The following is a 25,018-nucleotide window of genomic DNA, read 5'->3' on the forward strand; positions in this document are numbered from 1 at the left end:
GCCCTTAGCGGACAGCCACCTCACGCGTCCTCGAACTAATCATTATTCGAACCACCTCCTTCCTTGTGTACAGACGAAAGTAGTCGTCTGCGGGATCGGCGGCAACGTATTTTCTCGGTCCGCGAAATACCAGGTCAATGCTGGTTTGCGGGAATAAACCGGTCGATGGAGACGGTACCGTTCGCGGCGACCTGGACGAGAGTGTCGGCGTGCTGCTCCGCGGGGAGCTGGTGTGTGACAACCACCACGGTCCGGCTGGGGTCCACGAAGCCGCTGGATACGTCGAGCAGTCGGCACAGGAGATCCGCGCCCGCTTCGGCTTCCAGATGTTCGGTGGGCTCATCCAGCAGCAGCACCCGGGCCGGGGAGAGCAGGGCCCGGGCGAGCAGTAGCCGGCGGCGCTGACCACCGGAAACCGCTGCCGCACCGCCGATCAGATCGGTGTCGACGCCGTCCGGGAGGGAGTCCAGCCAGTCACCGGCTCCGACCACGCGCAAGGCGCTTTCGGCCTCCTGCGCGGTGATATCGCCGCGCGCCACCCGCAGGTTCTCCAGCACCGTGGTACCGAAGAGGTGGGCGTCCTCGGCGAAGAAGGTGATACCTGGGCGCGGGGTGTCGAACAGCCCCGCCCAGGACATGAGCAGCGTGGTCTTGCCCGCGCCGCTGGGGCCGGTGACGGCGATGCGGCGGCCCTCCGGGAGCGGCGGGAGATCGAGTGCGGGACTGTCGGATTCGGAGTGTTCGAGGCGGGCCAGTCGGTGCAGGGCCGCACGGCCGGTGGTGAGGGCCTGCGCTGCGGCCGGGAGCACCGCGACAGCTTCGAAGGCCGACAGCGGGACCAGTACCAGCACCGCGAACGCCATGGGTGTGATGCCACCCGGCGAGACCGTCTGGAATCCCTTGAAGGCAACGACGGAACCGTTGCCGTACAGCGCGATTCCGATGAGCAGTGACCCCAGCACGCTCGCACCGATGGCGAGCGGCAGCACCGCGGCCGACCAGGCGCTGCGGGCGGCCGCCCGGTCCTCGGCGGCAACGGCGCGCTGACCGGCCCGCTCGGCCGTGACGATCGCCTCGGAAAGTCGTCCGGCGACCCGCAATTCGGGAGCGTGGTCGAGAACCGTCAATGCCTCGGCCGTGAATTCGGTGCGGTCGGCGCGCACGGCCACTTCCGCCTCGCTCGCGGCGCGCGCCGACATCCAGGGCGCGACAATCCCGGAAACCGCCAGCGCCACAGCGAGAATGACGGCCGCGGGTACCGAGATGGTCACCAGCAGCACGACCGCCAGCACCGACAGCACCAGCGCCACCGCAATGGGGACGAAGGCCCGCACCACCACGGCGCCGAGATCATCGATATCCGCGCCGACCCGCCCGAGCAGCTCCCCCTGCCGCAATTGCGTCGGATCTCCCTGCAGCGCACTGCCTTCGGCCCGCGTATCGCCATCTCCGACGCTCTGCGCGGCGGAGTTCGACGCGGCGCTCGCACCGGTCCGCCGCGGCCGCCAGATATCCGCCGCGGCAAGTGCGCCGTAGGTGGTGGTGCGCGCCAGACTCATGGACCGCAATGCCACGTCATGGGTGGCCAGCCGCTCGAGATACCGGCACAGCCCACGCGAAATACCCAGCGCCCGCACCGTCACCACCGCAATGCTCAAATCGAGCACCGGCGGCATCTCCCAGGCCCGAGCAATCAGCCAAGCCGCCAGCGCCGCCAACCCGAGCCCACTTCCGAGCGCCGCCACCCCCCAAGCCACCGACAAAGCCATTCGCCCCCGCGACAATTCGAGCAACCCCCGAATCCGCCGGAAATCCGCAAGCACCCCACTCATCGCACACCCACTTCAGAGTTATCCACAGCGTTCCCCAGCCCGACGGCCGGCTCCAGCGCGATGACGTAGATCGAGCCTCGAACCTGTCGGCATCCGCCCGGTGCCGCGCTCATCGCGCTCCCACCTCCGACTTATCCACAGACGTCCCCAGGCCACTCGCCTCGGGTGGTTCCACCGCCTCGTGAGGCGAGTGAGCCACGCTCAGCACGCAATCAGCAGCGGTCGGCACATCCAATTCGCCGGGCGTTGCGGACCCCCCGCAAGCCGCGGGGAGCATGCCTGCAGCCGTACCAACCGCAGCAGCAGGTCCTGTAGCGCCGCCCATGCCAACCGCTTCATCGCCGGGTACGTCTGCGTGGTTCAGATGCGTGGCAGCGACGTTCGGCGACTTCGGCAGGAGAGCCTCCGGCTCCGATTGTGGTGCGGCGGAGGTGGCGTGGACATGGACGAGGTGGTCGGCGATGGCGAGGATCGAGGGGCGGTGGGCGACGATGACGACGGTGGCCCCGGCGCGGGCCCGTGTGGCCAGGGCCAGTAGGACGCTCGCTTCGGCTGCCGGGTCGAGGTGGGCGGTGGGTTCGTCGAGGAGCAGGATGCGGCGGTCGGCGGCCAGGGTGCGAGTGAGGGCCAGGCGCTGGCGCTGGCCGAGGGAGAGACCGGTGCCGCCGACGCCGACCAGGGTGTTCCAGCCGTCGGGCAGCTCTGCCAGGACGGTGTCGAATCCGGTTGCGCGGCAGGCTTCGTCGAGTTGGGCGGCGTCGGCGGGCGGGCCGAGGAGTTCGAGATTGTCGCGGAGGGTTCCGGGGACGAGGACGGGGCGCTGCGGCAGCCAGGCCAGGCGCGACCACCAGTGCTGGGGGTCGAGAGCGGGAACGGCGGTGCCGTCGAGCAGGACTTCGCCCGTATCAGGGGTAATGAGACCCAGAATTGCCTGCAGCACGGTGGATTTCCCGCTGCCGTTGGGTCCGGTGAGCACCGTGACCGCTCCGGGGCGCAGCAGCGCGGAGAGCGAATCGGGTGCGGCTCCGTCGCGCGCCGCGACGGTCAGGTTCCGAATCTCTATGCTGCCGTGGAAATCCCGATGATCGACGGCATCGGGCTTCGGGTCCCTCACGTCCATGGTGACCCCGGCCTGCGGGTCGAGTACCGCGAAAGCCTTTTCGGCGGCGGCCATTCCGTCCTGGGCGGCATGGAAGCGCTCCCCCACGGCACGCAGCGGCAGGTACACCTCGGGGGCGAGAATGAGTGCCAGCAGGCCCGCATGGAGTCCCATATCGCCGTACACCAGGCGCAGGCCGATGGACACCGCGACCAGCGCCACCGACAGCGTGGCGAGCGCCTCCAGCACCATCGAGGAGAGGAAGGCCATGCGCAGCGCGGCCATGGTGCGCCGGTGCAGATCGTCGCCGAGGTCGCGGACGCGGTGCCGCATGGTGGTGCGGGCGGCATCCTCGTCCGAGGCCGGATCGGCGTGGCCGGTCTCGCGCCCCAGCGCCCGCAGGGTCGGCATGCCCGCGAACAGATCCAGCAGTTGATCCGACAGCCGGGTGGTGGCCGCCAGGGTGTCCTTGGCCCGCCCCTGTGTGAGCAGCCCGATGAGGATCATGAATACCGGGATCAAGGGCAGTGTGATGACGATGATCAGCCCGGAGACCCAGTCGTGAACGGCGATGACCACCAGCACAATCGGTGGCACCAGCACCGAAAGCAGCAGTGCGGGCAGGTATCCGGCGAGATAGGCGCGCAGCCCGTTCAGCCCGGAGCCCACCACGACGGCCAATTCCGTGCGCCGCCGCTCCAATTCGCGGGGCGGCAACTGCGCCCCGGCGCGCAGCACGGCCGTCTCCAGCTCGGCGACCACCTGCGCCCCGGCCCGGTGCGCGAGCCGGGACTGCCACCAGGTGGCGGTGACCCGGCACAGTACGGCGGCGGCGAAGATCACCAGTTCGGCTGTCCACGAGCCGATATGGCGCCGGGACGGATCGGTGACGACTCCGGCGAGCACCCGCGCCAGGGCCAGGGCCGCGACCACGATGCAGCTTGTGGTCACCAGCGACAGGCCGACGCTCAGCGTGAGATATGTGCGTGCCGAGCGGGCGTACCGCCACAGGCGCGGGTCTACCGGTCGTGCCATCTCTTCGGTTCCGTACTGTCGGTATCGAACTGACTGCGTATCGAACTAGCTGCGCGGCGCTCCCATCGGCAGTCCGATCGGCGCCGGGATCTGCTCGATGGTGAGGCGCTGCCGGAATACCCAGTACGACCAGGCCTGGTAGACCAGCACCACCGGAACCATGGCCACCGCCACCCAGCTCATGACCACCAGCGTGTAGTGCGTGGAGGACGCCGAGATGGTGCTGCCGCGGCCGTCGACGCTGAGACTGAAGGCCGAATCGATGGTGGAGGGCAGCACATTCGGGAACAGCGACCCGAACAGCAGCACCGTGGCCCCGATAATGGTCAGCGCGGTGCCGGTGAAGGCCCAGCCGTCGCGGCCCTGGGTGGCCGCGAAGCCCGCGACCAGCAGCCCGATCACGGCCAGTACCAAGGGAATCCAGGTCCAGCCCTTGCCGTAGGCGAGCTGGGTCCAGATGCCGAAGGCCGCCACCACCACGGCGGTGGGCACGAACAGCTTGCGCACCAGGGCCTGTGCCTCGTCGCGCACCTCGTTGCCGGTCTTCAGCACGATGAACAGCGCACCGTGCAGCAGGAACAGCAGCAGGGTGGTGAGCCCGCCGAGCAGTGCGTACGGGTTCAGCAGGTCGAGCAGATTGCCGCCGATCTGCCTGTGCTCGTTGAGCTTTACGCCGCGCACCATATTGGCGAAGGCCAATCCCCAAGCGAGAGCCGGAATCCAGGAGCCGAGACCGATGCCGATATCGCAGCCGAGCCGCCAGCGGTCGTCGTCGATCTTGCTGCGCCATTCGATGGCGCAGGCGCGGGCGATCAGTCCGACCAGGATCAGCAGCAGCGCCAGGTAGAACCCGGAGAACAGGCTGGCGTACCACTCCGGGAAGGCGGCGAACAGCGCGCCGCCTGCGGTGAGCAGCCATACCTCGTTGCCGTCCCATACGGGTCCGATGGTGTTGAGCACCACCCGCTTTCGCACTTCGGAACCCCGCCCGAGGATCGGCATGAGCATGCCGACTCCGTAGTCGAAGCCCTCCAGGACGAAGTAGCCGGTGAACAGCACTGCGATCAGCAGAAACCAGAATTCGGGGAGACTCATCCTGGGCTCCTAGTAGGCGAAGGAAAGCTTGTCGACGTTGTCCCCGGTCATGCGCGGGGTGTCCGGGGCCGGCTGTTCCGGGCCCTCGATCACATAGCGGCGCATGAGGTAGAACCAGGCGACCGCGAGCAGACCGTAGAGCAGCGTGAAGACGACCAGCGAGGTGACGATGGTGCCCGCGGTGACGCCGGAGACACCCTGCTGCACCGTCAGTCGAATGTGCGGATCACCGGTCGGATTGGGTGCGACCACCCAGGGCTGGCGGCCCATCTCGGTGAAGATCCAGCCGGAGATATTGCCGAAGAACGGCGTCAGGATGCAGATGAGCGACAGCCAGGAGAACCACCGCTGGTTCGGCACCCGGCCGCCCCTGGTGACCCAGAATCCGACCAGCGCCAACAGGATCGAGCCGGCCATGAGGCCGATCATGGCCCGGAAGGTCCAGTAGGTGACGAAGAGGTTGGGCCGGTAGTCGCCGACGCCGTACTTCTCGTTGTACGACAGCTGCAGGTCCTTCACGCCGTCGAGCGTCACGCCGCTGAATTTGCCCTGAGCCAGCCACGGCAGCGCGTAGGGCACCTCGATGAGGTGGGTGACGCTGTCGCAGTTGTTGTGGGTGCCGATGGTGAGGACGGAGAAGTCCGGATCGGTTTCGGTGTGGCACAGCGATTCCGCCGACGCCATCTTCATGGGCTGCTGTTTGAACATGAGCTTGCCCTGGACATCGCCGGTGAAAACCAGTGCGACAGCGGCTACCAGGACGACGTACAGCCCGAGCCGGGCAGCCGGCCGCCACATGGTGCGGGCCTCCTCGGTCGGCGCGCGATCGCCGGTGGTCTCCACCTGGCGGGCCTTGCGGACCATCCACCAGCCCGCGACACCGGCGACGAAGGTGCCCGCGGTGAGGAAGGCTCCGGCGATCACGTGCGGGAAGGCGGCGACCGTCGTGTTGTTGCCGAGCACCGCCCAGATGTCGTGCAGCTCAGCGCGTCCGGTCTTCGGGTTGTACTCCGCACCGACCGGGTGCTGCATGAACGAGTTGGCCGCGACGATGAAGTACGCCGAGGCATTGGTGCCGATGGCGACCAGCCAGATACAGGCCAGGTGCACCTTTTTCGACAGCCTGGTCCAGCCGAATATCCATAGGCCCAGGAAGGTGGATTCCATGAAGAACGCGACCAGCGCCTCCATGGCGAGCGGTGCGCCGAACACATCGCCGACGAAGCGGGAGTATTCGCTCCAGGCCATGCCGAACTGGAATTCCTGCACGATGCCGGTGGCGACGCCGAGCGCGAAATTGATCAGGAACAGCTTGCCGAAGAATTTGGTGAGGCGGTACCAGTGCTCTTTGCCCGTAATCACCCATGCGGTCTGCATGCCCGCTACCAGTGGTGCGAGACCGATGGTGAGCGGCACGAAGATGAAGTGATAGACGGTGGTGATTCCGAACTGCCAGCGCGCTAGATCCACGACGCTCATCCGACCTCCAGCCGATCTACGACATGACGTAGTACCAGACAGTACGCCTTACGAACTTCAGATCAACATGTGCCGCGCCACAGTACGCCATAAATTAGCTGGACTGTGATAACGCGCTCTCTGCGCGCCCGATCATCACCACGGGACGTGGCGATGATCGGGCTCAACTACCAGAAATATGGGCTACCAGTCGGCCACGCTGCCGGGCAGCGCGATGCCGCGATCCACCAGCGCCGCAATCTCGGGGGCATTCTCCGGAGCCGACAACCGCAGCCCGTCCAGTGATTTCACCCGGGCCGCCAGGGTCACGCTCGACAGCATCCACACGCTGTCGGCGGTGATCAGATCGGCGGTGAACAGCGGCTCGTAGCGGCAGTCCCAGCCAGCCTTCTCGGCCTGTACATAGAGCGCGCGCTGTGTCGTGCCGGGCAGTACACCATTGCGGGCGGGCGGGGTGACCAGCTGATTCCCGCGTGCCACAACCACGGTCGAGCGCGGACCCTCCAGCACCCGGTTCTCGGTGCTGGTGAAGATCACATCATCGGCATTCATGCGCTGAGCGAAGCGCAGCGCCGCCATATTCGTTGCGTACGAGAGGGTTTTGGCGCCCAGCAATTGCCAAGGCGCGGCCTGCGCGAGGTCGATCGAGATGCCGCGCGACAGGGTGATGACCGAAACACCTTCGCTGCGGGCAGTTTCGACACGCGCGTGCACCGGAACCACCAAAACGTAACCGGTAGTGGCGGGTTCGGAGCCGGAGAGACCCCCACCCGCGTTAGCTGTTGATTTGCTATTTGCTTTTGCGTGATCGCTGTCACGCCCGCGGGTGAGCACCATCCGCAGTAATCCCTCACGCTCGGCGCCCCACTCCTCGGCCGCCAGTTCCACCGCGAACCGCCACGCGTCGAGATCCGGCGCAGGCAGCTCCATCGCCTCCGCCGAGCGGCGTAGTCGCCCCAGGTGCAACTCCAGTGCACAGGGCGAACCACCCCGCACCAGCACCGTCTCGAAAATGCCGTCACCACGAAGTGCGCCGATATCGTCCGCATAAAGAAGCGGCGCGTCCGGATCCCGGATCGCGCCGTCGATAGTCACCAAAACCCGTTCCACCATGCAGGCGAGCCTAGGACAGACGCCACAATATCGAGCGATATCCGGCCACTGTGCTCAATTGCCCTCCGCTTCGCTCCGGGCAGGGTCGCGGCCCCTGGTCCCGGTTCTTCCCTCCCTCCGCTCCTCCGCTTCGCTCCCCCGCTCCAAGGCGCAGGTCTATGGAGCCGCAGTCCAGAACCGGGACGGCCGCGACCTTGGGAGTGGTGTCGCTTAACACACTCGAGGAGGTCACAGCGCTTCACGCGACTGGGTGAGCGGACGGCGTCTGTAGGTCACGCTAGGGTGGGGTGGTGTCCTTCGAGGTAGCACCCAGTCCGATTCTGCAGGTTCCAGGGGCTGTCGCGGGGCCGCCCGAGTCACCGGATGCGGCCGTCGCGTGGCATTACGGGGATCCACTGGGTGAGCAGCGCGCCGCGGTTCAGCGTGCGGCAATGGTGGACAGATCGCATCGATTCGTCATCAGCATCACCGGAAAAGAACGCCTGAGCTGGCTGCACACCATCTCCAGTCAGGCCGTGGCCGGGCTGCAGGACGGGCAGTCCGCCGAGAATCTGGATCTCGATCTGAACGGCCGGGTGCTGCACCACTTCGTGCTCACCGAGCTGGACGGCACGGTGTGGATCGATACCGAGGCCGAACGCGGACCGGACCTGCTGAGCTTCCTGCAGAAGATGGTGTTCTGGGCCGACGCCAAACCCGAAGCCGCCCCCGACCACGCGATATTGACCCTGCTGGGTCCGCGCATCACCGCCGAAACACTGGGCATCCCAAGCCTTCCCGAGGACTATCAGGCCGTACCGGTGCCCGGCGGCGGTTTCCTGCGCCGGATGCCCTGGCCCACCACCGATTCCTTCGACCTGCTCGTCCCCCGCGCCCAGCTCACCAACTGGTGGACGCGGCTGCGGGACGCCGGGGTGGAGGCGGCGGGCAGCTGGACCTTCGAGGCGCTGCGGGTGGCCGCGCTGCGCCCGCGCATCGGCATCGATACCGATGACCGCACCATTCCGCACGAGGCGAACTGGGTCGGCGGCATCGAGGAGCACGGGGCCGTACACCTGAACAAGGGCTGCTATCGCGGTCAGGAGACGGTGGCCCGGGTCCACAATCTCGGTAAGCCGCCGCGGAATCTGGTGCTGCTGCATCTGGACGGCTCGGCCGACTCCCGCCCGGCCCCCGGAGACGCGGTGACGGCCGGCGGGCGCACGGTGGGCGTGCTGGGCACGGTCATCGACCACTACGAACTCGGCCCGATCGCGCTGGCGCTGGTCAAACGCAGTGTGCCCGCGGACACCCCGCTCGGGGCCGGCCCGTGCGCGGCGTCGATCGACCCGGATTCCGTTCCCGCGCACGATGAACCGCAGGCCGGCCGGCTCGCCGTCGAAAGGCTGCGCGGCCGATGAGCTCACTCGCCGGCCGAGTGCTCGCCGTGTGTGTGGTGCACGAGGAACTCGAGGACGCCGGGCGAGTCGGTCGCACCGCCATCGACAAACGTCCGGTGCCGCATCGGGTTCCGGTGCGGGCGCTGGGCCTCGAGGGTGATCACGTCTGCGATACCGAGCACCACGGCGGCGTGCATCAGGCCGTCTACGCCTATGCCGAGGCGGACGCGCAGAGCTGGTCCGCCGAGCTCGATCGCGAGCTGGCGGTCGGCTGGTTCGGCGAAAACCTGCGTGTCAGCGGCATTCCGGTGAGCGATGCGGTGCTCGGCAGCCACTGGGCCGTCGGCGACACCCTGCTGGAGGTGTCCGCACCGCGTGTGCCGTGCGCGACCTTCCAGCGCTGGACCGGTGAGCAGCAGTGGGTGAAACGGTTCACCGCACAGGCGAATACGGGCGCCTACTTCCGGGTACTGACAGAGGGCACCATCGGCGCGGGCGACGAGGTGCGGGTGGTGCACGTGCCCGCGCACGGCGTCACCGTGCGCGATCTGTTCACCGGTGCCGATATGGCTCGCCTGGACCTGTTGCTGGAGTCCGAGCCGACCATTTCCGACGATGTGCGCGTGCAGATCGACCGGCACCGCCGCCGCCACGTAGGAGCAAGTCGATGAAAGAGATTCCACTCCAAGCGCATACACCCGGTTCGCGGCCCGGCTCGGTTCTGGAGCGACGAAGCGAAGGAGCGCAGCGACTGAGCGTAGGAGTGAAGAACCGGGCTTGCAGGGCCGCGAACAGCCGGAGCGGAGCGGAGGCAAAATGAGCACAGATCTGGTCGAGGTGGTGCGCTCCGGTTTTCGGGAGTGCGTGCATCGCGGTTCCGCGGTGGTATTGCGCCCGGACGGTGAGCCGGTGGTCTCGGTCGGCGAGGTGCACGGTCCGATCTTCCCGCGCTCCACCAATAAGCCGCTGCAGGCGCTCACCCTGCTGCGCAATGGTTTCGAGCCGATCGACGACGCCGAACTGGCCATCACGACCGCCTCGCATTTCGGCGAAGCGGATCACGTGGAGCTGGTGCAACGGCTGCTGGACCGCTTCGGCTTCACCGAGGATCAGCTGGAGTGCCCGCCCGATCTGCCGTTCGAGGACCAGGCTCGCGCCGAGGTCCTCGCGGGCGCAGACCGCGGCAAGGCCGCCCGCCGGATCTTCATGAACTGCTCCGGCAAGCATGCCGCCATGCTCGCCACCTGCAAGATCAATGACTGGCCGACCGCCGGCTACCTGGACATCGGGCATCCGCTGCAGCAGGCGGTACTGGAGACGATCACCGATGTGACCGGTGAGCCGGAGACCGATCTCGGCATCGACGGCTGCGGTCTGCCGATCGTCCCGGTGTCACTGGTGAATCTGGCCCGCGCCTACGCCACCCTCGCGACGGCACCCGAAGCAAGTCCGGAACGCCGGATCGCGGACGCGATTCGCGCCTATCCGCGAGTGATTTCCGGCACGGACGGGCCGGATTTCCGCGTGATGACGGCAACGCCCGGACTGGTCTGCAAGATCGGCGCGGACGGCGTGCACGCAGGCGCGCTGCCCGACGGCAGCGCCTTCGCCTACAAAATCGATGACGGCGCGGATCGCGCCCGGCTGCCGCTGACCCTCGCGCTGCTGCAGCGTATGGGTATCGAATGGTCCGGCGAGCACGCGGAACTGGCGGCGCCGGCGGTACTCGGGGGTGGTGCTCGGGTCGGCATCATTCGAGCTGTTCCGGGGGTGCTCTGACTCCGCGCGACCCGTTCGCAACCCGGTCCCACGCGGCCGCGGGTCGCTCGCCGCGACGGCGGTGGGCGGCACTTCCACGGTTTCTGCCCCACTCCTGGAAGCGAGACCGCCGGACACACGCTAAAGTGTCTGTCAGGAAGATTATTAATTCGAACGGGGCCGCCAAACCACCCCAGGCCGCCCCGCAGTGACGCGAGGGGGTCAGCCATGGGCCGTGGCCGGGCTAAGGCAAAGCAGACCAAGGTGGCGCGCGAGCTCAAGTACAGCTCAGCGCCGACCGACTTCAAGAACCTCCAGCGCGAGCTGGGGGGGAGTGAGCTGTCGGGAAGTCCTTCCGACTTGCCGCGAAGCGATGTGCTCTCCGATGAGCATGACGCGAAGGACTCGCAGTCGAGCTGGGAACAAGACGACTACGACGACTGGCGCCGCTGACTCGGATTGATCGACGTACCAAGGGGAGGCCGTAGTGGTCTCCCCCTTCGGCACTGCGATGTCACCGAGGCTCCGACGATGTATTGAGGATTGCTGATCAGCGTCTCGTCCGCGTGGGTGGGGCGTCGATGCGTGTTCTGTACTCGCACACCGGAATTGCGTGCTCTCGGCCGTTCCGGCCTCGGTGGTCCCGAAGTGGCGGGGCCGCAACGACATCCGGCATTCCAGACATAAAGCACGGCCCCGGTCACTCCTAGGAGTGACCGGGGCCGTTGCTGTCGTTTCGCTCAGATGCCTTGGCGGGCCGCCGTAGCGGCCCCCGCAGGTGGATCAGAAGCGCGGGTGGTCGCCCAGCAGCACGGCGCGCTGTGCGTCGGCGTCCTTGGCCTTCTTGACCGTGCCCAGCGTCCAGCAGTCGATGTGGCGGGCGGTGAGCACCGCCAGCGCGCGATCGGCATCCTCGGGCGCCACGATGGCGACCATGCCGACGCCCATATTGAAGGTCTTCTCCATCTCGTCGCGCTCGACGCGGCCGCGCTGCGCGATCAGCTTGAAGACCGGAGCGGGGCTCCAGGTGCCGCGATCCAGCTCGGCCAGCAGGCCGGCCGGGAGCACGCGGGCCAGGTTGCTGGCCAGGCCGCCGCCGGTGACGTGCGAGAAGGTGCGCACGTCGGTCTCGGCGATCAGCGCCAGGCAGTCCTTGGCGTAGATCTTGGTCGGCTCGAGCAGCTCCTCGCCGAGGGTGCGGCCGAACTCCTCGACATGCCCGGACAGCTGCATGCGGTCGATGTCCAGCAGCACCTTGCGGGCCAGGCTGTAGCCATTGGAGTGCAGGCCGGACGAGCCCATGCCGATGATGACGTCGCCGGGGCGCACGCGGTCGGGGCCGAGTACCGCATCGGCTTCCACCACGCCGACGCCGGTGCCGGAGATGTCGTAATCGTCCGCCCCCATCAGGCCCGGGTGTTCCGCGGTCTCACCACCGAGCAGGGCGCAGCCGGCCAGGATGCAACCTTCGGCAATGCCGGAGACGATCTGGGCGACGCGCTCCGGGACGACCTTGCCGACGGCGATGTAGTCCTGCAGGAACAGCGGTTCCGCGCCACACACCACCAGATCGTCGACAACCATGGCGACCAGATCCAGGCCCACGGTGTCGTGCTTGTCCATGGCCTGAGCGATCGCGATCTTGGTGCCGACGCCGTCGGTGGAGGCAGCCAGCAGCGGCTCCTTGTATCCACCCTTCAGCGCGAACAGTCCGGCGAAACCGCCGAGTCCACCCTGAACCTCGGGCCGGCTGGCCTTCTTGGCCAGCGGTGCGAACAGTGCTACTGCGCGGTCGCCGGCTTCGATATCCACTCCGGCCGCCGCGTAGGAAGCACCGGCGCCACTGGGTGTCTGTTCAGTCATTGTCGGGGAGAGCTCCAAGCCGAATCGGGGTGGATAGATGCATGTAAAGACTAGCCGATCCGCCTCCCCGGAACTTAAGCGCACAGTTTGGGAGCCGTTGACCGTTGGGGACGCGTACCAGCGGTTTGGTGAAACAACCATCTTGGACGTACCCGAGGAGTTACCCCGATCCTTGCGAAATCAGTCGTCGCCTTCGGGACCTTACGAGATCAGTTGGCGCCTTTCTTCGCGGCGGCGGCGTTGTTCGACCGGGTCCGGGACGGGGACGGCGGCGACCAGACGGCGGGTGTAGTCGTGGGTGGGATGGCGGAGGATTTGGTCGCGATTGCCCTGTTCGACGATCTCGCCCTGGTTGAGGACCGCTATGCGGTCGGCCAGTTGGTCGACTACGGCCAGGTCGTGGCTGATGAAGAGGCAAGCCCAGCCGTGTTCGCGCTGTAGGTCGGCGAAAAGTTCCAGAACTGTGGCTTGGACCGAGACGTCGAGGGCGCTGGTGGGTTCGTCGGCTATGAGTAGGTCGGGGTTGAGGACCAGGGCTCGGGCGAGGCTGACGCGCTGGCGCTGGCCGCCGGACAATTCGTGTGGGTAGCGCTTTTCGGTATCGGCGGGGAGTTGGACGTCGTCGAGGAGTTGGCGGACTCGGGCGCGCAGGGCTGCGCCTTTGGCGGCGCGATGGACTATCAGGGGTTCTGCCACACAGTCACCGACGGTGAGGCGGGGGTTCAGGGAGGTTGCGGGATCCTGGAAGACGAATCCCAGTCTGCGGCGGAGGGGGCGGAGGCGGCGCTCCGATAATCCGGTCAGTTCGGAGCCGAGGACGCGCACCGAGCCGCCCGAGGCGCGCTGCAGTCCGGCGGTGCAGCGGCCGATGGTGGATTTGCCGGAGCCGGATTCGCCGACCAGGCCGAGGGTCTCGCCGGGGGCGATGGCGAGGCTGACGCCGCGCACGGCCCGAAATGGCGGCCGCCCCAGACCACTTGGGAATTCGACGCTCAGGTCGCTGATCTCGAGGACCGCCTCCGGTCGCTCGGCGGGCGACTCGGTCTCGGTCACCGATTCGATTGCCGCCGGCCGGGTCGATGTCCCGAGGTGTGGCACGGCCGCGAGCAGCGCTCGGGTGTATTCGTGAGCGGGGTGCGCGAAAAGGTCGTCCACCGTGGCTGTTTCGACGACACGCCCGGCGCGCATGACGACTACGCGGTCGGCCAGGTCGGCGACGACGCCCATATTGTGGGTGATGAGGACGATGGCGCTGCCGATGCGATCGCGCAGATCCCGTAGCAGTTCCAGGATTTCGGCCTGCACCGTCACATCGAGGGCGGTGGTCGGCTCGTCGGCGATGATCACCTTGGGTTCGCAGGCGATCGCGATGGCGATCATGACGCGCTGCTTCTGCCCGCCGGAGAGTTGATGCGGGTAGTAGTCGACGCGGCGTTCCGGTTCCGGCAGGCCGACCAGGCGCAGCAGGTCGGTGGCGCGGGTCCGGGCGGCGATCCGGGTCATTCGCCGGTGTGCGCGAAGGGCTTCCATGATCTGGTAGCCGACGGTGAAGAGGGCGTCCAGGGCCGAGCCCGGTTCCTGGAAGATCATGGCGATATCGCCGCCGCGCACCGCGGTCAGCTGGCGCTCGGTCATGGCGGTGATCTCGGCGCTGCCGAGGGTGACGTGGCCCCGCACCCGCGCGGTGGCGGGCAGCAGGCCGATGGCGGTGCGGGAGCTCACCGATTTGCCGGACCCGGATTCGCCGACGACGGCGAGGACTTCGCCGGGGAACACCTCGTAGGAGACCTCGCTGACCGCGAACACCGGCCCGGCATCGGTGGCGAAGGTGACCGACAGGGAGTCGACGGACAGTGCGGGCCCGCCCTTTTCGCGGGTCTCGGCTTCACCCGGCATCTTTTGCCTCCTCGAGGTTCGCGGTGTCCGCCGGGATATCGGCGGCCTCCACGCCACGCCGGGTGCGCAGCAGCGGGTTGAATACTTCGTTGAGGCTCTCCCCCACCAGGGTCATGCCCAGCACCACGGTGACAATGGCGGAGCCCGGGAAGACGCCGGTCCACCAGATGCCGTCGGGCACATCGGCGAGCGCCTTGTTGAGATCGAAACCCCATTCCGCCGCCTGGGTCGGTTCGATGCCGAAGCCGAGGAAGCCGAGTCCGGCCAGGGTGAGAATTGCCTCCGCACCGTTGAGCGTGATGATCACCGGCAGCGACTGGGTGACATTGGCGAGGATGTGCCGGAACAGGATTCGCGTGGTCGATGCCCCGCTCACCCGGGCCGCATCCACGTACGGTTCGTTCTTCACCGCCACCGTCGCATTGCGTATCACCCGGAAGTACTGCGGTATGAAGATGACGGTGATGGCCACCGCCGCGGACAGCACGCCGCCGAGCTTGCTGGAGCTGCCGCCCGCCACCACGATCGACACCACGATGGCGAGCAGCAGGGTCGGGAATCCGTACATGGCATCCATGAACAGCACCAGCACCCGGTCCACCCAGCGGCCGGCGTAGCCCGACACCAAACCCAGTGGGACACCGGTCAACAGCGACAGCAGCAGCGATACCGCGATCACGTAGAGCGCCGTGCGGGCGCCGTATACCACGCGGGAGAACACATCCTCGCCGCGCACCGAGGTGCCGAACCAGTGCTGCGCCGACGGCGCCTGCTGCCGCACGAAATCCACTCCGTCGGCATGGTTCTGGGCGAACCCGTACGGCGCGATGAGCGGTGCGAACACCGCGCAGATCAGGAACACCGCAATCAGGAAGAGCCCGAACAGCAGTGTGACCCTTTGCAATCCGTGCGTCATGGCGAATAGTCGCAGCCCCGGAAGGCCGCGCCGCTTGCCCCTCACAGCCAGCGGCGCGACTGCCGGTTCGGTCACTACTTCAGGTGCTGTCATCAGAACCTCACCCTCGGGTCGATCAAGGCGACGATCACGTCCATGACGAAGCTCATGACCGCGACCACCAGTGCGATGAATGCGACTATCCCCTGCACCGCAACAAAATCGCGGGCGGTGAGCAGCTCGGTGAGCTGATACCCGAGCCCCTTCCATTCGAAGGTCCGCTCGGTGAGCACCGCGCCGCCGAGCATGGTGGCGATGTACATGCCCATGACGGTGACAATGGGAATCAGCGCATTGCGGAAGGCGTGTCGCCGCGTCACCACCCGGGCGGACAGGCCGCGGGCGCGGGCGGCGTCCACATAATCGCTGCGCAGGGTCTGGATCAGATTGATCCGCACCAGCCGCAGGAAGACGCCCGCCGTGAGCAGACCGAGCGAAAAGGCCGGGAGCACGGTGTGTTTCAGCACATCACCGAGATATCCCATATCCCCGTAGAGGATTGCGTCGATGAACAGGATGTTCGTCTTCGGCGACACGTGCTGCAGCGCCAATTCCACATTGGTGCTCGCCCGTCCGGACACCGGCAGCCAGCCCAGTTTCACCGAGAACAGCAGTTTGAGCAGCAATCCCACGAAGAACACGGGTGCGGCGTAGGCCAGGATGGCGAACAGCCGCAGCCCCGCGTCGGCGGCGGTATCGCGGCGGGTGGCCGCGTACCGGCCCAGCGGCACGCCGATGGCGAAGGCCACCAGCAGCGCCCAGAACACCAGCTCCAGGGTGGCGGCCCCGTAGGTGGTGATGATGTCGCTGACGGCCCGATTGTCCTGGGAGCGGCCGAAATCCCCGCGCGCCAGGCCCGAGATGTAGTCCCAGTACTGGCGCAGGATCGGCCGGTCCAGGCCCGCATCGTGTTTGCGCTGGGCGAGCTGGTCGGGTGGCAGCCGACCGCCCAGCGCCGCCGTGATCGGGTCGCCCACCACCCGCATCAGGAAGAACACGACGGTCACCAGGATCCAGGCGGTGGGCACGATCAACAGCAATCGCACCCCGAGGTAGCGCAGCAGGCGCGCGGAGATCACTTGCTCAGTACACCGAAGCGGAACTTGGAGGACGGGTCGAGCGTCTTGTCCACCCCCTGCACACTCTTGCCCGCGACCGCGATCTGATTTCCGGTGAGCAGCGGCACGATGGGCATGAAGTCGGCCATCAGGTCGTGCTGCAGGGTGCCGAGCAGGGCCGCTCGCTTGGCCGGATCGACCTCGGTCACTTCGGCTTTCAACTCGTCGGTGATCTTGGGGTCGCCGAAGTGGTTCTGCAGGAAGTTGTCCGCGGTGAAGAACGGAGTCAGATAGTCGTCGGCGTCCGGGAAGTCCGGGAACCAGCCGAACTGGTAGACGGGATAGCCGTCGGTGGAGCGTGCCTTCTGGTACGAAACCCATTCGGTGGACTGCAGATTCACCTTGAACAGCCCGGTGGACTCCAGCTGACTCTTGATGGCCGCGTATTCCTCGGAGCTGGTGGAGCCGTAATGGTCGGTGTTGTACTGCAGATTCAGCGTCACCGGGGTGGTCACGCCGGCGTCGGCCAGGAATTTGGCGGCCGCGTCCTTATTGGGCTTGGCGCCGTAGATGTCCTTGAACGCCTCGGTCGCGCCCGGAAGCCCCTGCGGCACCGGTGAATACAGCGGCGTCCAGGTGCCCTTGAAGATATCGGTCGAGAGGGCGTCCCGGTCGACGGAGGTGGCGACGGCCTTGCGAACGGCCAGCTTCTGCGCCGGAGTGCCGCCGGGCTGGGTATTGAGGTTGAACACGATGTAGCGGGTGTCGCCGCCAGGCGACTGGTGCACCGTCACCTTGTCGCTGCCCCGCAGCGAATCGATATCGGTGGGCGTGAGCGTATGCCACGCGACGTCCACATTGCCCTGCTGCACATCGAGTTTCAGGTTGGCGGCCTCGGCGTAGTACTTCACCGTCACGGTATCGGTCGCCGGCTTGCCGAACAGCCCGTTGTAATCGGGATTGGCCTGGTAGGAGACCAGCTTGTTCTTGTCGTAGCTGGCGATGGTGTACGGACCGGAGAAGGGTTTGGCCTTCACCACGTCCTCGTCGGCGAGCACCCGGTCGGCCGGGAAGACCTTCTCGTCGACGATGGCCGCGGCCTGCGTCGGCAGAATCGCCGGGAAGGTCTGGTCATTGGCGTTCTTCAGCGTGAAGGCGACGGTCTTGTCGTCCGGGGCGTCGGTGTGGTCCAGGCCGACCAGCAGCGCGGACGGACCCTGCGGGTGTTTGATGCCCACCATCCGGTCGAAGGAGAACTTCACGCTCTTCGCGGTGAGCGGATCACCGTTGGCGAACTTCAGCCCCGGCTTCAGCGTGCAGGTGTAGACGGTCGGTGTGGTGAACCCGCACTTATCGGCCGCGTCCGGTTTCGGCGCCGCTTCTCCCGCAGGGAAATTCAGCAGGAACTGGTACACCTGGGTCTCGGCCAGCAGTGACCCGTTGTCGTAGGCCATGGCCGGGTCGAGTGAGGTGACCTTGTCGGTGGTGCCGACCACCAGGCCCGCGCCACCGCCACCGCCGTCCCCGGTCTTTCCCGACCCACAGCCGGCGATGGCCAGCACCGTGAGTCCCGCAAACCCTACTGCCGCAACCTTTTTCCCGCGCATACTGCCCCACTCTCGAAACGCGCGACGCACGGGCCGGGTCGCGGCCCCGCCGCATCGCGGTGGACTTCGTCTGGCTGGGCACAGTATCGGCTGGTTATAACCGCAGTGTTGCGTTTCCGGACAAACCGATCATTTTTATGTCACGTGCGCGACGACGCCCATGGCGCAACTGCGCCAACAGATTTCACCGCACCCCTCCTGCCTGCGGTGATGCGCAAAGTCCCGAAAACGACTCGTGCCCGCCCGCGGGAAGCGGACGGGCACGGATCTACAGCTGATCTACGGGCGGCTCAGCGCGCTCACATTCGCGTTGTCGGCCAGCAGGTTCGACTCCTTGGCGCCACTGAGGACGCTTTCCAGCACGTTCTTACCCAGGGCCAAGTCGGTAGGCAGCGCGATCGGGTACTCGCCGTCGAAGCAGGCGCAGCACAGTCGTGAGCGCGGCTGTTCGGTGGCGGCGACCATGCTCTCCAGCGAGATGTAGCCGAGGGTGTCGGCGCCGATGGACCGGCGCACGCCCTCCACCATGTCGTCGATGCTGGTGCCTTCGATGCCGTCCGGCCCGGCCCCGTTGGCCACCAACTCCGCGCGGGAGGCGAAGTCGATGCCGTAGAAGCACGGCCACTTGACCGGCGGCGAGGCAATGCGGACGTGGATCTCCAGGGCGCCCGCCTCCCGCAGCATGCGAATCAACGCGCGCTGCGTATTGCCGCGCACGATGGAATCGTCCACCACGATGAGCCGCTTACCGCGGATCACCTCGCGCAGCGGGTTCAGCTTGAGCCGGATACCGAGCTGGCGAATGGTCTGGCTGGGCTGAATGAAGGTGCGGCCCACATAGGCGTTCTTCATCAGGCCCTGCCCGTACGGCACGCCCGAACCCTGGGCGTAGCCGACGGCGGCCGGGGTGCCGGATTCGGGAACCGGGATGACCAGGTCGCCTTCGACGGGATGTTCGATGGCCAGCCGGCGGCCGATATCGACGCGGGTGGCATGCACGGAGCGACCGGAAATGGTGCTGTCCGGACGGGCCAGGTACACGAATTCGAAGACGCAGCCCTTGGGCGTCGGGTTGGCGAAGCGCAGTGAACGCACCCCGTCGGCATCGATCGCCAGCAGTTCGCCGGGCTCGATCTCCCGGACGAAGGAGGCGCCGACGATATCGAGTGCCGCGGTTTCGCTGGCGACCACCCAGCCACGATCCAGGCGACCGAGGCAGAGCGGGCGCACACCGTGCGGATCACGCGCGGCGTACAGGGTGTGCTCGTCCATGAAGGTGAGGCAGAAGGCGCCTTCCAGCGTGGGCAGCAGCTCCATGGCGGCTTGCTCGATGGTCTTGTCGGCAGCGGCGTGCGCGAGCAGCGCCGTGATGACATCCGAATCGGAGGTGGCCGCGATCGGACCGGCGAGCCGGCCACTGATCAGACCGAGTTCCCTTGCGCGCGCACCCAATTCGGCAGTGTTGACGAGATTTCCATTGTGGCCCAGCGCAATTCCGGAACCCACCGCGGTGGTGCGGAAGATGGGCTGGGCGTTCTCCCAGCTCGTGGAGCCGGTGGTGGAATAACGACAATGCCCGACCGCGACGTGGCCGGGCATTGCAGCGAGAGTCTGTTCATCGAAGACCTGGCTCACCAGGCCCAGATCCTTGAATACCAGCACCTGTGATCCGTCGGAGACGGCGATACCGGCTGCCTCCTGGCCGCGATGCTGCAGCGCATAGAGTCCGTAGTAGGTGAGCTTGGCCACATCCTCGCCCGGAGCCCAGACACCGAAAACTCCACACTCTTCGCGGGGTTCGTTTTCGGGCTGATCGGGGGTGGTGGCAGCGGGGGGCAGGGTCACCGTGTTTGCTCCCTGTTCGACGGGCGGGGGGCAAGGCCCATAGTACTGGTAACCGGCGCGCAACCCACCGCCGGGATAACCCTGATGGCAGGGGATTTGCTGTTAGCGTTCCTCCGTGGCGAGCACCGATACTTCGGAATCGAGTCCGACCCCCCGGCGTCTGACCCCTCTCAGGTGGGCATTCCCGATTGTGGTGGTCACGCTGCTGGCCTCGCTGCTGGGTGTGATGTATCTCGATTACATCGTCGATCCCGAGAAGAACCTGCACGATTTCCCGATCGCACTGGTGAATCAGGATGTCGGCGACGATCTCAGCACAGGCGGTCCGGCCAAGCACGTCAATTTCGGTGATCAGGTCACCGACGGCCTGCGCAAGGCCGTGCCCTCGGACAAGATCGACCTGCGCGTGCTCGGCATCAACGAGGCGCAGCTGCAGATGCAGTCGGCGCAGGTGTACGGCACCATCATCATTCCGAGCGACTTCTCCAAGCGGCTCGGCATTCTCGGTGTGGGCAGTGTTGTCCCCGGGGACATCACCCGGCCGGTGATCACCCTGCAGACCAATCCCCGCACCGGCGCTTTCGGTACGGCCATCGTGCAGAAGTTCGGCGCGGAAGCGCTGACGCAGGTGAATACTCAGGTCGGGCAGCAGCTGACCGATCAGGTCAAGTCGACTCTGACACCGCCGCCGGGTGGTCCGCCCGCGCCCGCGTTGTCGGCGGCCACCATGGTGACCCTCGCACAGCCGCTGAATATCGTGGTCGATCAATTCCGCCCGCTGCCAGGCGGATCCGGTGAGGGTCTGACCGCGTTCTTCTACAGTCTGCTGCTGCTCCTGGTGGGCATGGTCGGCGCGATGATCATTCACCAGCTCATCGATTCGGCTCTCGGATTCCTGCCGACCGAATGGGGCCCGTGGGTCGTGCACCGTTCGCGCGCATCGATTTCCCGGACGCGCACCCTGCTGCTGAAGTGGTCGGCGGTGGTGGTGATGTCGGTGGCGGTATCGGGTGCGCTGCTGGGCATCGGTTCCGCGCTCGGGATGCCGATCGACCGGCCGCTACTGCTGTTCCTCTACGGCGCGTTCGTGATCACCGCGGTCGGGTTCACCTGTACGTCGGTGCTCGCGGCGGTGGGCACCGCCGGCCTGATCATCAATCTGATCGTGTTCATCGTGCTGGGCCTGCCCTCCTCGGGCGGCACGGTGCCGATCGAGGCGACACCGAAGTATTTCGGCTGGCTGGCCAATTTCGAGCCCATGCACCAGGTGTTCCTGGGGACGCGGTCGATTCTGTATTTCAACGGCGGCGGCGTGGCCGGACTGTCGCGGGGTCTGTGGATGTCCACGCTCGGCCTGGCCATCGGTATCGTTCTCGGCCTGGCGATTACCCGCTTCTACGACCGTAAAGGCTTGGAGCGCAAGCCTGCCGCCGCGACGGCGGTGTAAAACGGCCGCGCGGACCTCGGAGCTGGGCCGTTCAGAATTGGGTGATGGGCAGCCAGCGAGCCACATCGGCGGCGCGCGAGCCGGACGCCGTGAGCGCACCCGATTCGACTGCGGCGTCGAAGGCCAGCAGTCCGGTCGCGAGCAGCAGCCAGGTGCGCGGATCGGTTTCGACGACATTCGGCGGTGTGCCCCGGGTGTGCCGCAGTCCTTCGATGCACTGCACCGCGACGAAGGGCGGCACCCGTACCTCCACGGCGCCGCCCGGCGCATCGGCGGCCAGCGATCGTGCGGTGCCGCGGACGGCCGCCGCCAGCTCGGCGCGGGCGGGGGCCGGAGCGGTCTCGTCGCGCAACCACTCCCGCACCGCGAGCAGCGCCGCGCGCACTACTGCCGGATCCACCGCTCCTCGTCCTGCCATGTCGGTGAGGCTACCGCCGAGGTCTGTCACCTGGCCCGAGCCGGTGCCCGGTACCTTGGCGATCGTGTGTGCGCACGGCCGTCCGGATCGGGGCCGTCGGCCGAGCGCCACGGACAGCTTGGTCGGTTGACTACTTCGAGCGGGGAATGATGGTGTGATGGAGCAGCTTCCGCTGATCACGGCCACCGACTCCGAGGCACCGCGACGCCATCGCGGATTGATCCTCGCGTGCTGGTCGGTCTCCATGGTGCTCTGGCTGATCGCGCTCGTGATCTACCCCACGGTCACCTCGGATCTGCGGACGCCCAGCACGCGAGTGATGCTGGGCGCGGCCATCGTGCTCTGCCTGGCCAATGCCGCACTGCTCTATACGCGGCCGCTGCCGATTCCGGTCTTCCTCCTCACCGGGCTCGGCGGTATCGGCGCGAGTGCCGCCAGCATGACGGTGGCGACCACACACCGCTGCTGTGATGTGGTGTGGCGGACCATGCGCGGATTTCCGTACCCGTTCCGCGAGAATATTCGGCGGTCCTGGGATCCGACCCGTCTGACCACCAAGTTCGAACCGGTGGGCACGGTGCTCAATGTGATCGTGTGGGCGTATCTGCTACTGCTGCTCGCGGTGGTGATTCGGCCGGGCGTGGTGTGGTTGTGGCGACGCGGCGGGCGGCCACTGGTGTCAACGCTCCGCCGGCATTCAGGGCGAGGTGCAGTAGCGCCGGGGCAGTAGCGCTCGCGGTGCGGCGGTAGAGCCGGTCGAACAGTAGGCCCGCCAGGGTCGTGACGGCGACCGTTGCGGGAACGGGATCACCGGCGGCGCGGGCGGGCTGGATATGCGAGAGGCCGAATGTCAGTGCGCCCAGCAGACTCCCACGACTGCCGAAGCTTTCTTCGAGCAGCGGGGTGAGGGTGGCGCGGTAGACGAGCTCCTCGCTCAGGACGGTGCCGACGGGGATGTGCACTCCCGCCCACTCCGCCGTGGAGACCTCGGGGCCGCGGTCGGCGAGTTCGGCGAAGTGCCGCCGGATCGCCGGAACGGCAAGTGCCGCACCGTAACCTGCGAGAACGACCCCCGCGACGGCGGCACCGGTACGACCACCGCGAGACGAGATCCAGTTCGGATTACCTTGGAACACAAGGGCATAGCCGGTCGAGAAGGCGGCATTCGCGGCGGTCCTACCCCGGATGTCCAGGCTCAGCGCAGGTAGCACACGACTGCTCCACAGCAGTGGAAGCGACACTGCGGCTACGGCTTTCGAGATATCGGCGGCACTCATGGGCTACTTGATCACCCGCTCGTAATCTTCGGCCAATTCGATCTGGGTGCGGATCTTCTCGCGCAGTTCCGGCGTCCAGTCCGGTGGGGCGGCAATGGCGGCCCAGCCGTCCAGCACCAGGGAGCCGTAGTTGTGTCCGTGGCCGTCGCTGACACCCTGTGCGTTGGTGAGGTCGGCGGCGACCTGCCAGAAGGTCACGACGGGCCACCAGCGCATCTGCGAGGAGACATCGGAGCCGCGGGTCTCGGAGAGCCAATCCGGTTGGGAGAACAGCAGATCCGGCGACCACCAGACGATCGGGTCGGAGGGATGCATCAGATAGGCGATGCGGGGTCTTCGCCAATCGGGTGAGGGTTTGTCGAGATCGGGTGCGGTGGCGGCGAACCGGACCACCAGGCCGTCGGCGTAGACGGGATCCACCTGGCGGGTGCCGGGATCGCGGCGGGAGACGAACTGCTGCCACAGCCGATTCGAATTGGGCGGGCCCACCCACAGGGCGCCGTCCACCTTGGAGCGCAGATCGGCCAGGCCGTCGAACGCCGATTCGGAACCCTGCGAACCCAGACTCTCGCCGTAGACGAGCAGCTTCGGCCGGGCGTTCGCCGGGCGCGCCGACCATGCCTTGTAGACGGCATCGAACATCTTCTTGCCCGCGATCGCCACCTTCTGGCGGTCCGCGAGGAAGGACAGCACGCTCGGCAGATACGAGTACTGCGACGCGAGAATGGCGGTATCGCCGCCGTACATGTACTCGAGCGCGGCGGCGCTCATGGAGTTCACCCAGCCGGTGCCGGTGGTCGTGGTGATGACCAGCACCTTGCGGTCGAAGGCCCCGGTGCGCTGCAGTTCGGCGACGGCCAGGTCCTCCTCGGTGGTAGCCGGGGGCGCGGATTGCAGGCCCACGTACACCCGAATGGGCTGGCGCGCGGGCTTTCCGGTGGCGGCGCTGATCAGCATCGGATCGGGTCCGTGCGAGACGAACCAGCGCCCCTCGAACCCGAGGGTCTCCCATTTGGCCAGTGATTGCGGACTGCCCGAACGTTCGGGCAACGTGGGCTGCACCGTGAACTGGGTCGTCTGATTGTTGCGCACACTGAATGCCGAGTTGGCGACCGCGAAGAAGGCGCGGCTGGCGACACCGTTGAAGAGCGTGATGAGCAAAATCGTCAGCAGCAGCACGCCGGTGGCCGGCGCGAGTTTGGGCGGTACCCGCACCCAGCGGCTCAGCTGGCGGGCAATGAACCGCACCAATTCGCGCAGGGTGCGGAACACCGCCACCACGAGCGCCCCGACCGCGAAGCTGAGTCCGCCGGTGCGCAGGTAGGCGGCGCGGGTGGTGCCCTCCATATCCATCAGGCCGGTGATCTCGCGCTGCCAGTCGGCGGACAGCACCAGCATGTAGGCGGCCACCAGGGCGCAGGTCAGCACCACCGCGACCTTCAGCACGTAGCGCACCCACTCGGGCGGGCTGCCGATCGTCAGCCGGGGCCGAATCCACTTGCGGAACAACCACTGCAGCACACAGCCGGCGCCGTAGCCGAGCGCCGCGTTGACACCGGAGATCAGACCCTGGAAGAGCCAGTCGCGGGGCAGCAGCGACGGCGTGACCGACAGGGCGAAGAAGACGGTGGCCACCACCAGGCCGGTGTGATTGAGGTCGATGATGTCCTCGACGCGCTTGGCCACCACCGCAATCCGGCGTCCCCAGCCACGACGGGCCAACGCGGCGCCACGAGCGCGCAGCCGCGTCAGAACCTGGGCGGGGTCGAACACTCGTCAAGTATGGAGGGCGGCGCGCGGAATCCGGGGATGCACGGGTGTGAGTGGCACCATGATCACGGCGTGTCGACACTACCCATCGC

18 protein-coding genes and 1 pseudogene are annotated in these 25,018 nt (G+C 67.0%); 5 read left to right on the forward strand and 14 right to left on the reverse strand.

Annotation, left to right across the window (positions count from 1 at the left end; all coding sequences use genetic code 11):
* Positions 1-134: 134 nt before the first annotated feature.
* The 5 genes and pseudogenes from JWN03_RS33370 to JWN03_RS33390 all read right to left on the reverse strand — a co-directional run bounded on the left by JWN03_RS33370 (position 135) and on the right by JWN03_RS33390 (position 7,653).
* Positions 135-1,832, reverse strand: a complete 1,698-nt coding sequence (locus JWN03_RS33370; RefSeq protein ID WP_297623298.1) for an ATP-binding cassette domain-containing protein — start codon at positions 1,830-1,832, stop codon at positions 135-137.
* A gap of 424 nt (positions 1,833-2,256) precedes the next feature.
* Positions 2,257-3,966, reverse strand: a pseudogene (gene cydD / locus JWN03_RS33375) (thiol reductant ABC exporter subunit CydD); the annotation flags it as partial.
* Positions 3,967-4,011: 45 nt separating this feature from the next.
* Positions 4,012-5,061, reverse strand: a complete 1,050-nt coding sequence (gene cydB / locus JWN03_RS33380; protein ID WP_297623300.1) for a cytochrome d ubiquinol oxidase subunit II — start codon at positions 5,059-5,061, stop codon at positions 4,012-4,014.
* Positions 5,062-5,070: 9 nt separating this feature from the next.
* Complete coding sequence (locus JWN03_RS33385; RefSeq protein ID WP_297623302.1) at positions 5,071-6,540, reverse strand: cytochrome ubiquinol oxidase subunit I; 1,470 nt, start codon at positions 6,538-6,540, stop codon at positions 5,071-5,073.
* A 183-nt stretch (positions 6,541-6,723) separates the two neighbouring features.
* A complete protein-coding gene (locus JWN03_RS33390; RefSeq protein WP_297623304.1) occupies positions 6,724-7,653 on the reverse strand; it encodes an aminodeoxychorismate lyase in 930 nt (309 codons plus the stop codon).
* A 290-nt stretch (positions 7,654-7,943) separates the two neighbouring features.
* On the opposite strand from JWN03_RS33390, the gene ygfZ reads away from it, so the two are divergent.
* From ygfZ to JWN03_RS33410, 4 genes are all read left to right on the forward strand, one after another.
* Entirely contained in the window at positions 7,944-9,053 is a 1,110-nt protein-coding gene (gene ygfZ / locus JWN03_RS33395; protein ID WP_297623306.1) for a CAF17-like 4Fe-4S cluster assembly/insertion protein YgfZ, read from the forward strand.
* On the forward strand, positions 9,050-9,703 hold the full coding sequence (locus JWN03_RS33400; RefSeq protein ID WP_297623308.1) for an MOSC domain-containing protein: 654 nt from the start codon (positions 9,050-9,052) through the stop codon (positions 9,701-9,703). The genes ygfZ and JWN03_RS33400 overlap by 4 nt, the downstream gene beginning before the upstream one ends.
* 145 nt (positions 9,704-9,848) lie before the next feature.
* Positions 9,849-10,811 carry an asparaginase gene (locus tag JWN03_RS33405; protein ID WP_297623310.1) on the forward strand — a complete coding sequence of 321 codons (963 nt, stop codon included), beginning with the start codon at positions 9,849-9,851 and terminating at the stop codon, positions 10,809-10,811.
* A gap of 207 nt (positions 10,812-11,018) precedes the next feature.
* Positions 11,019-11,243, forward strand: coding sequence for a DUF3073 domain-containing protein (locus JWN03_RS33410; protein ID WP_297623312.1), 225 nt, complete (start codon positions 11,019-11,021; stop codon positions 11,241-11,243).
* Positions 11,244-11,573: 330 nt separating this feature from the next.
* On the opposite strand, the gene purM is transcribed toward JWN03_RS33410, so the two are convergent.
* The 6 genes from purM to purF form a co-directional block, all read right to left on the reverse strand.
* Positions 11,574-12,653, reverse strand: coding sequence for a phosphoribosylformylglycinamidine cyclo-ligase (purM, locus tag JWN03_RS33415; protein WP_297623314.1), 1,080 nt, complete (start codon positions 12,651-12,653; stop codon positions 11,574-11,576).
* A gap of 201 nt (positions 12,654-12,854) precedes the next feature.
* Positions 12,855-14,549 (reverse strand): ABC transporter ATP-binding protein, encoded by a 1,695-nt coding sequence (locus tag JWN03_RS33420; RefSeq protein WP_297623317.1) that lies wholly within the window; start codon positions 14,547-14,549, stop codon positions 12,855-12,857.
* On the reverse strand, positions 14,539-15,465 hold the full coding sequence (locus JWN03_RS33425; RefSeq protein ID WP_297623419.1) for an ABC transporter permease: 927 nt from the start codon (positions 15,463-15,465) through the stop codon (positions 14,539-14,541). Before JWN03_RS33425 ends, JWN03_RS33420 begins: the two co-directional genes overlap by 11 nt.
* Positions 15,466-15,557: 92 nt before the next feature.
* Positions 15,558-16,580, reverse strand: coding sequence for an ABC transporter permease (locus JWN03_RS33430; RefSeq protein ID WP_297623422.1), 1,023 nt, complete (start codon positions 16,578-16,580; stop codon positions 15,558-15,560).
* A complete protein-coding gene (locus JWN03_RS33435; protein WP_297623319.1) occupies positions 16,580-18,169 on the reverse strand; it encodes an ABC transporter substrate-binding protein in 1,590 nt (529 codons plus the stop codon). The genes JWN03_RS33430 and JWN03_RS33435 overlap by 1 nt, the downstream gene beginning before the upstream one ends.
* A 279-nt stretch (positions 18,170-18,448) precedes the next feature.
* On the reverse strand, positions 18,449-20,014 hold the full coding sequence (gene purF / locus JWN03_RS33440) for an amidophosphoribosyltransferase (RefSeq protein WP_297623321.1): 1,566 nt from the start codon (positions 20,012-20,014) through the stop codon (positions 18,449-18,451).
* Between the two features lie 115 nt (positions 20,015-20,129).
* Between purF and JWN03_RS33445 the strand changes: the two genes are divergently transcribed.
* The gene (locus tag JWN03_RS33445; protein WP_297623323.1) at positions 20,130-21,461 is read left to right on the forward strand and encodes a YhgE/Pip domain-containing protein; all 1,332 of its coding nucleotides are present in this window, start codon (positions 20,130-20,132) and stop codon (positions 21,459-21,461) included.
* 31 nt (positions 21,462-21,492) lie between these two features.
* Here JWN03_RS33445 and JWN03_RS33450 read toward each other — a convergent pair whose 3' ends face one another.
* The 3 genes from JWN03_RS33450 to JWN03_RS33460 all read right to left on the reverse strand — a co-directional run bounded on the left by JWN03_RS33450 (position 21,493) and on the right by JWN03_RS33460 (position 24,929).
* Entirely contained in the window at positions 21,493-21,879 is a 387-nt protein-coding gene (locus JWN03_RS33450) for a sterol carrier family protein (protein ID WP_297623325.1), read from the reverse strand.
* Between the two features lie 581 nt (positions 21,880-22,460).
* Positions 22,461-23,156, reverse strand: coding sequence for a CPBP family intramembrane glutamic endopeptidase (locus JWN03_RS33455; protein ID WP_297623326.1), 696 nt, complete (start codon positions 23,154-23,156; stop codon positions 22,461-22,463).
* A gap of 3 nt (positions 23,157-23,159) precedes the next feature.
* Positions 23,160-24,929, reverse strand: a complete 1,770-nt coding sequence (locus tag JWN03_RS33460) for an alpha/beta hydrolase (protein WP_366914507.1) — start codon at positions 24,927-24,929, stop codon at positions 23,160-23,162.
* Between the last annotated feature and the right edge of the window lie 89 nt (positions 24,930-25,018).

Origin of the sequence: Nocardia sp. (assembly GCF_025465275.1) — a bacterium.
Classification (GTDB): Bacteria; Actinomycetota; Actinomycetes; order Mycobacteriales; family Mycobacteriaceae; genus Nocardia.

What these genes read in the sequence shown, in the direction of transcription:
- JWN03_RS33450 (WP_297623325.1), bottom strand. Translation starts at nt 21,879, where the DNA reads ATGGCAGGACGAGGAGCGGTGGATCCGGCAGTAGTGCGCGCGGCGCTG.
- purM (WP_297623314.1), bottom strand. Translation starts at nt 12,653, where the DNA reads ATGACTGAACAGACACCCAGTGGCGCCGGTGCTTCCTACGCGGCGGCC.
- JWN03_RS33400 (WP_297623308.1), top strand. Translation starts at nt 9,050, where the DNA reads ATGAGCTCACTCGCCGGCCGAGTGCTCGCCGTGTGTGTGGTGCACGAG.
- JWN03_RS33455 (WP_297623326.1), bottom strand. Translation starts at nt 23,156, where the DNA reads ATGAGTGCCGCCGATATCTCGAAAGCCGTAGCCGCAGTGTCGCTTCCA.
- JWN03_RS33420 (WP_297623317.1), bottom strand. Translation starts at nt 14,549, where the DNA reads ATGCCGGGTGAAGCCGAGACCCGCGAAAAGGGCGGGCCCGCACTGTCC.
- JWN03_RS33405 (WP_297623310.1), top strand. Translation starts at nt 9,849, where the DNA reads ATGAGCACAGATCTGGTCGAGGTGGTGCGCTCCGGTTTTCGGGAGTGC.
- JWN03_RS33390 (WP_297623304.1), bottom strand. Translation starts at nt 7,653, where the DNA reads ATGGTGGAACGGGTTTTGGTGACTATCGACGGCGCGATCCGGGATCCG.
- JWN03_RS33410 (WP_297623312.1), top strand. Translation starts at nt 11,019, where the DNA reads ATGGGCCGTGGCCGGGCTAAGGCAAAGCAGACCAAGGTGGCGCGCGAG.
- JWN03_RS33370 (WP_297623298.1), bottom strand. Translation starts at nt 1,832, where the DNA reads ATGAGTGGGGTGCTTGCGGATTTCCGGCGGATTCGGGGGTTGCTCGAA.
- JWN03_RS33385 (WP_297623302.1), bottom strand. Translation starts at nt 6,540, where the DNA reads ATGAGCGTCGTGGATCTAGCGCGCTGGCAGTTCGGAATCACCACCGTC.
- cydB (WP_297623300.1), bottom strand. Translation starts at nt 5,061, where the DNA reads ATGAGTCTCCCCGAATTCTGGTTTCTGCTGATCGCAGTGCTGTTCACC.
- JWN03_RS33425 (WP_297623419.1), bottom strand. Translation starts at nt 15,465, where the DNA reads ATGACGCACGGATTGCAAAGGGTCACACTGCTGTTCGGGCTCTTCCTG.
- JWN03_RS33435 (WP_297623319.1), bottom strand. Translation starts at nt 18,169, where the DNA reads ATGCGCGGGAAAAAGGTTGCGGCAGTAGGGTTTGCGGGACTCACGGTG.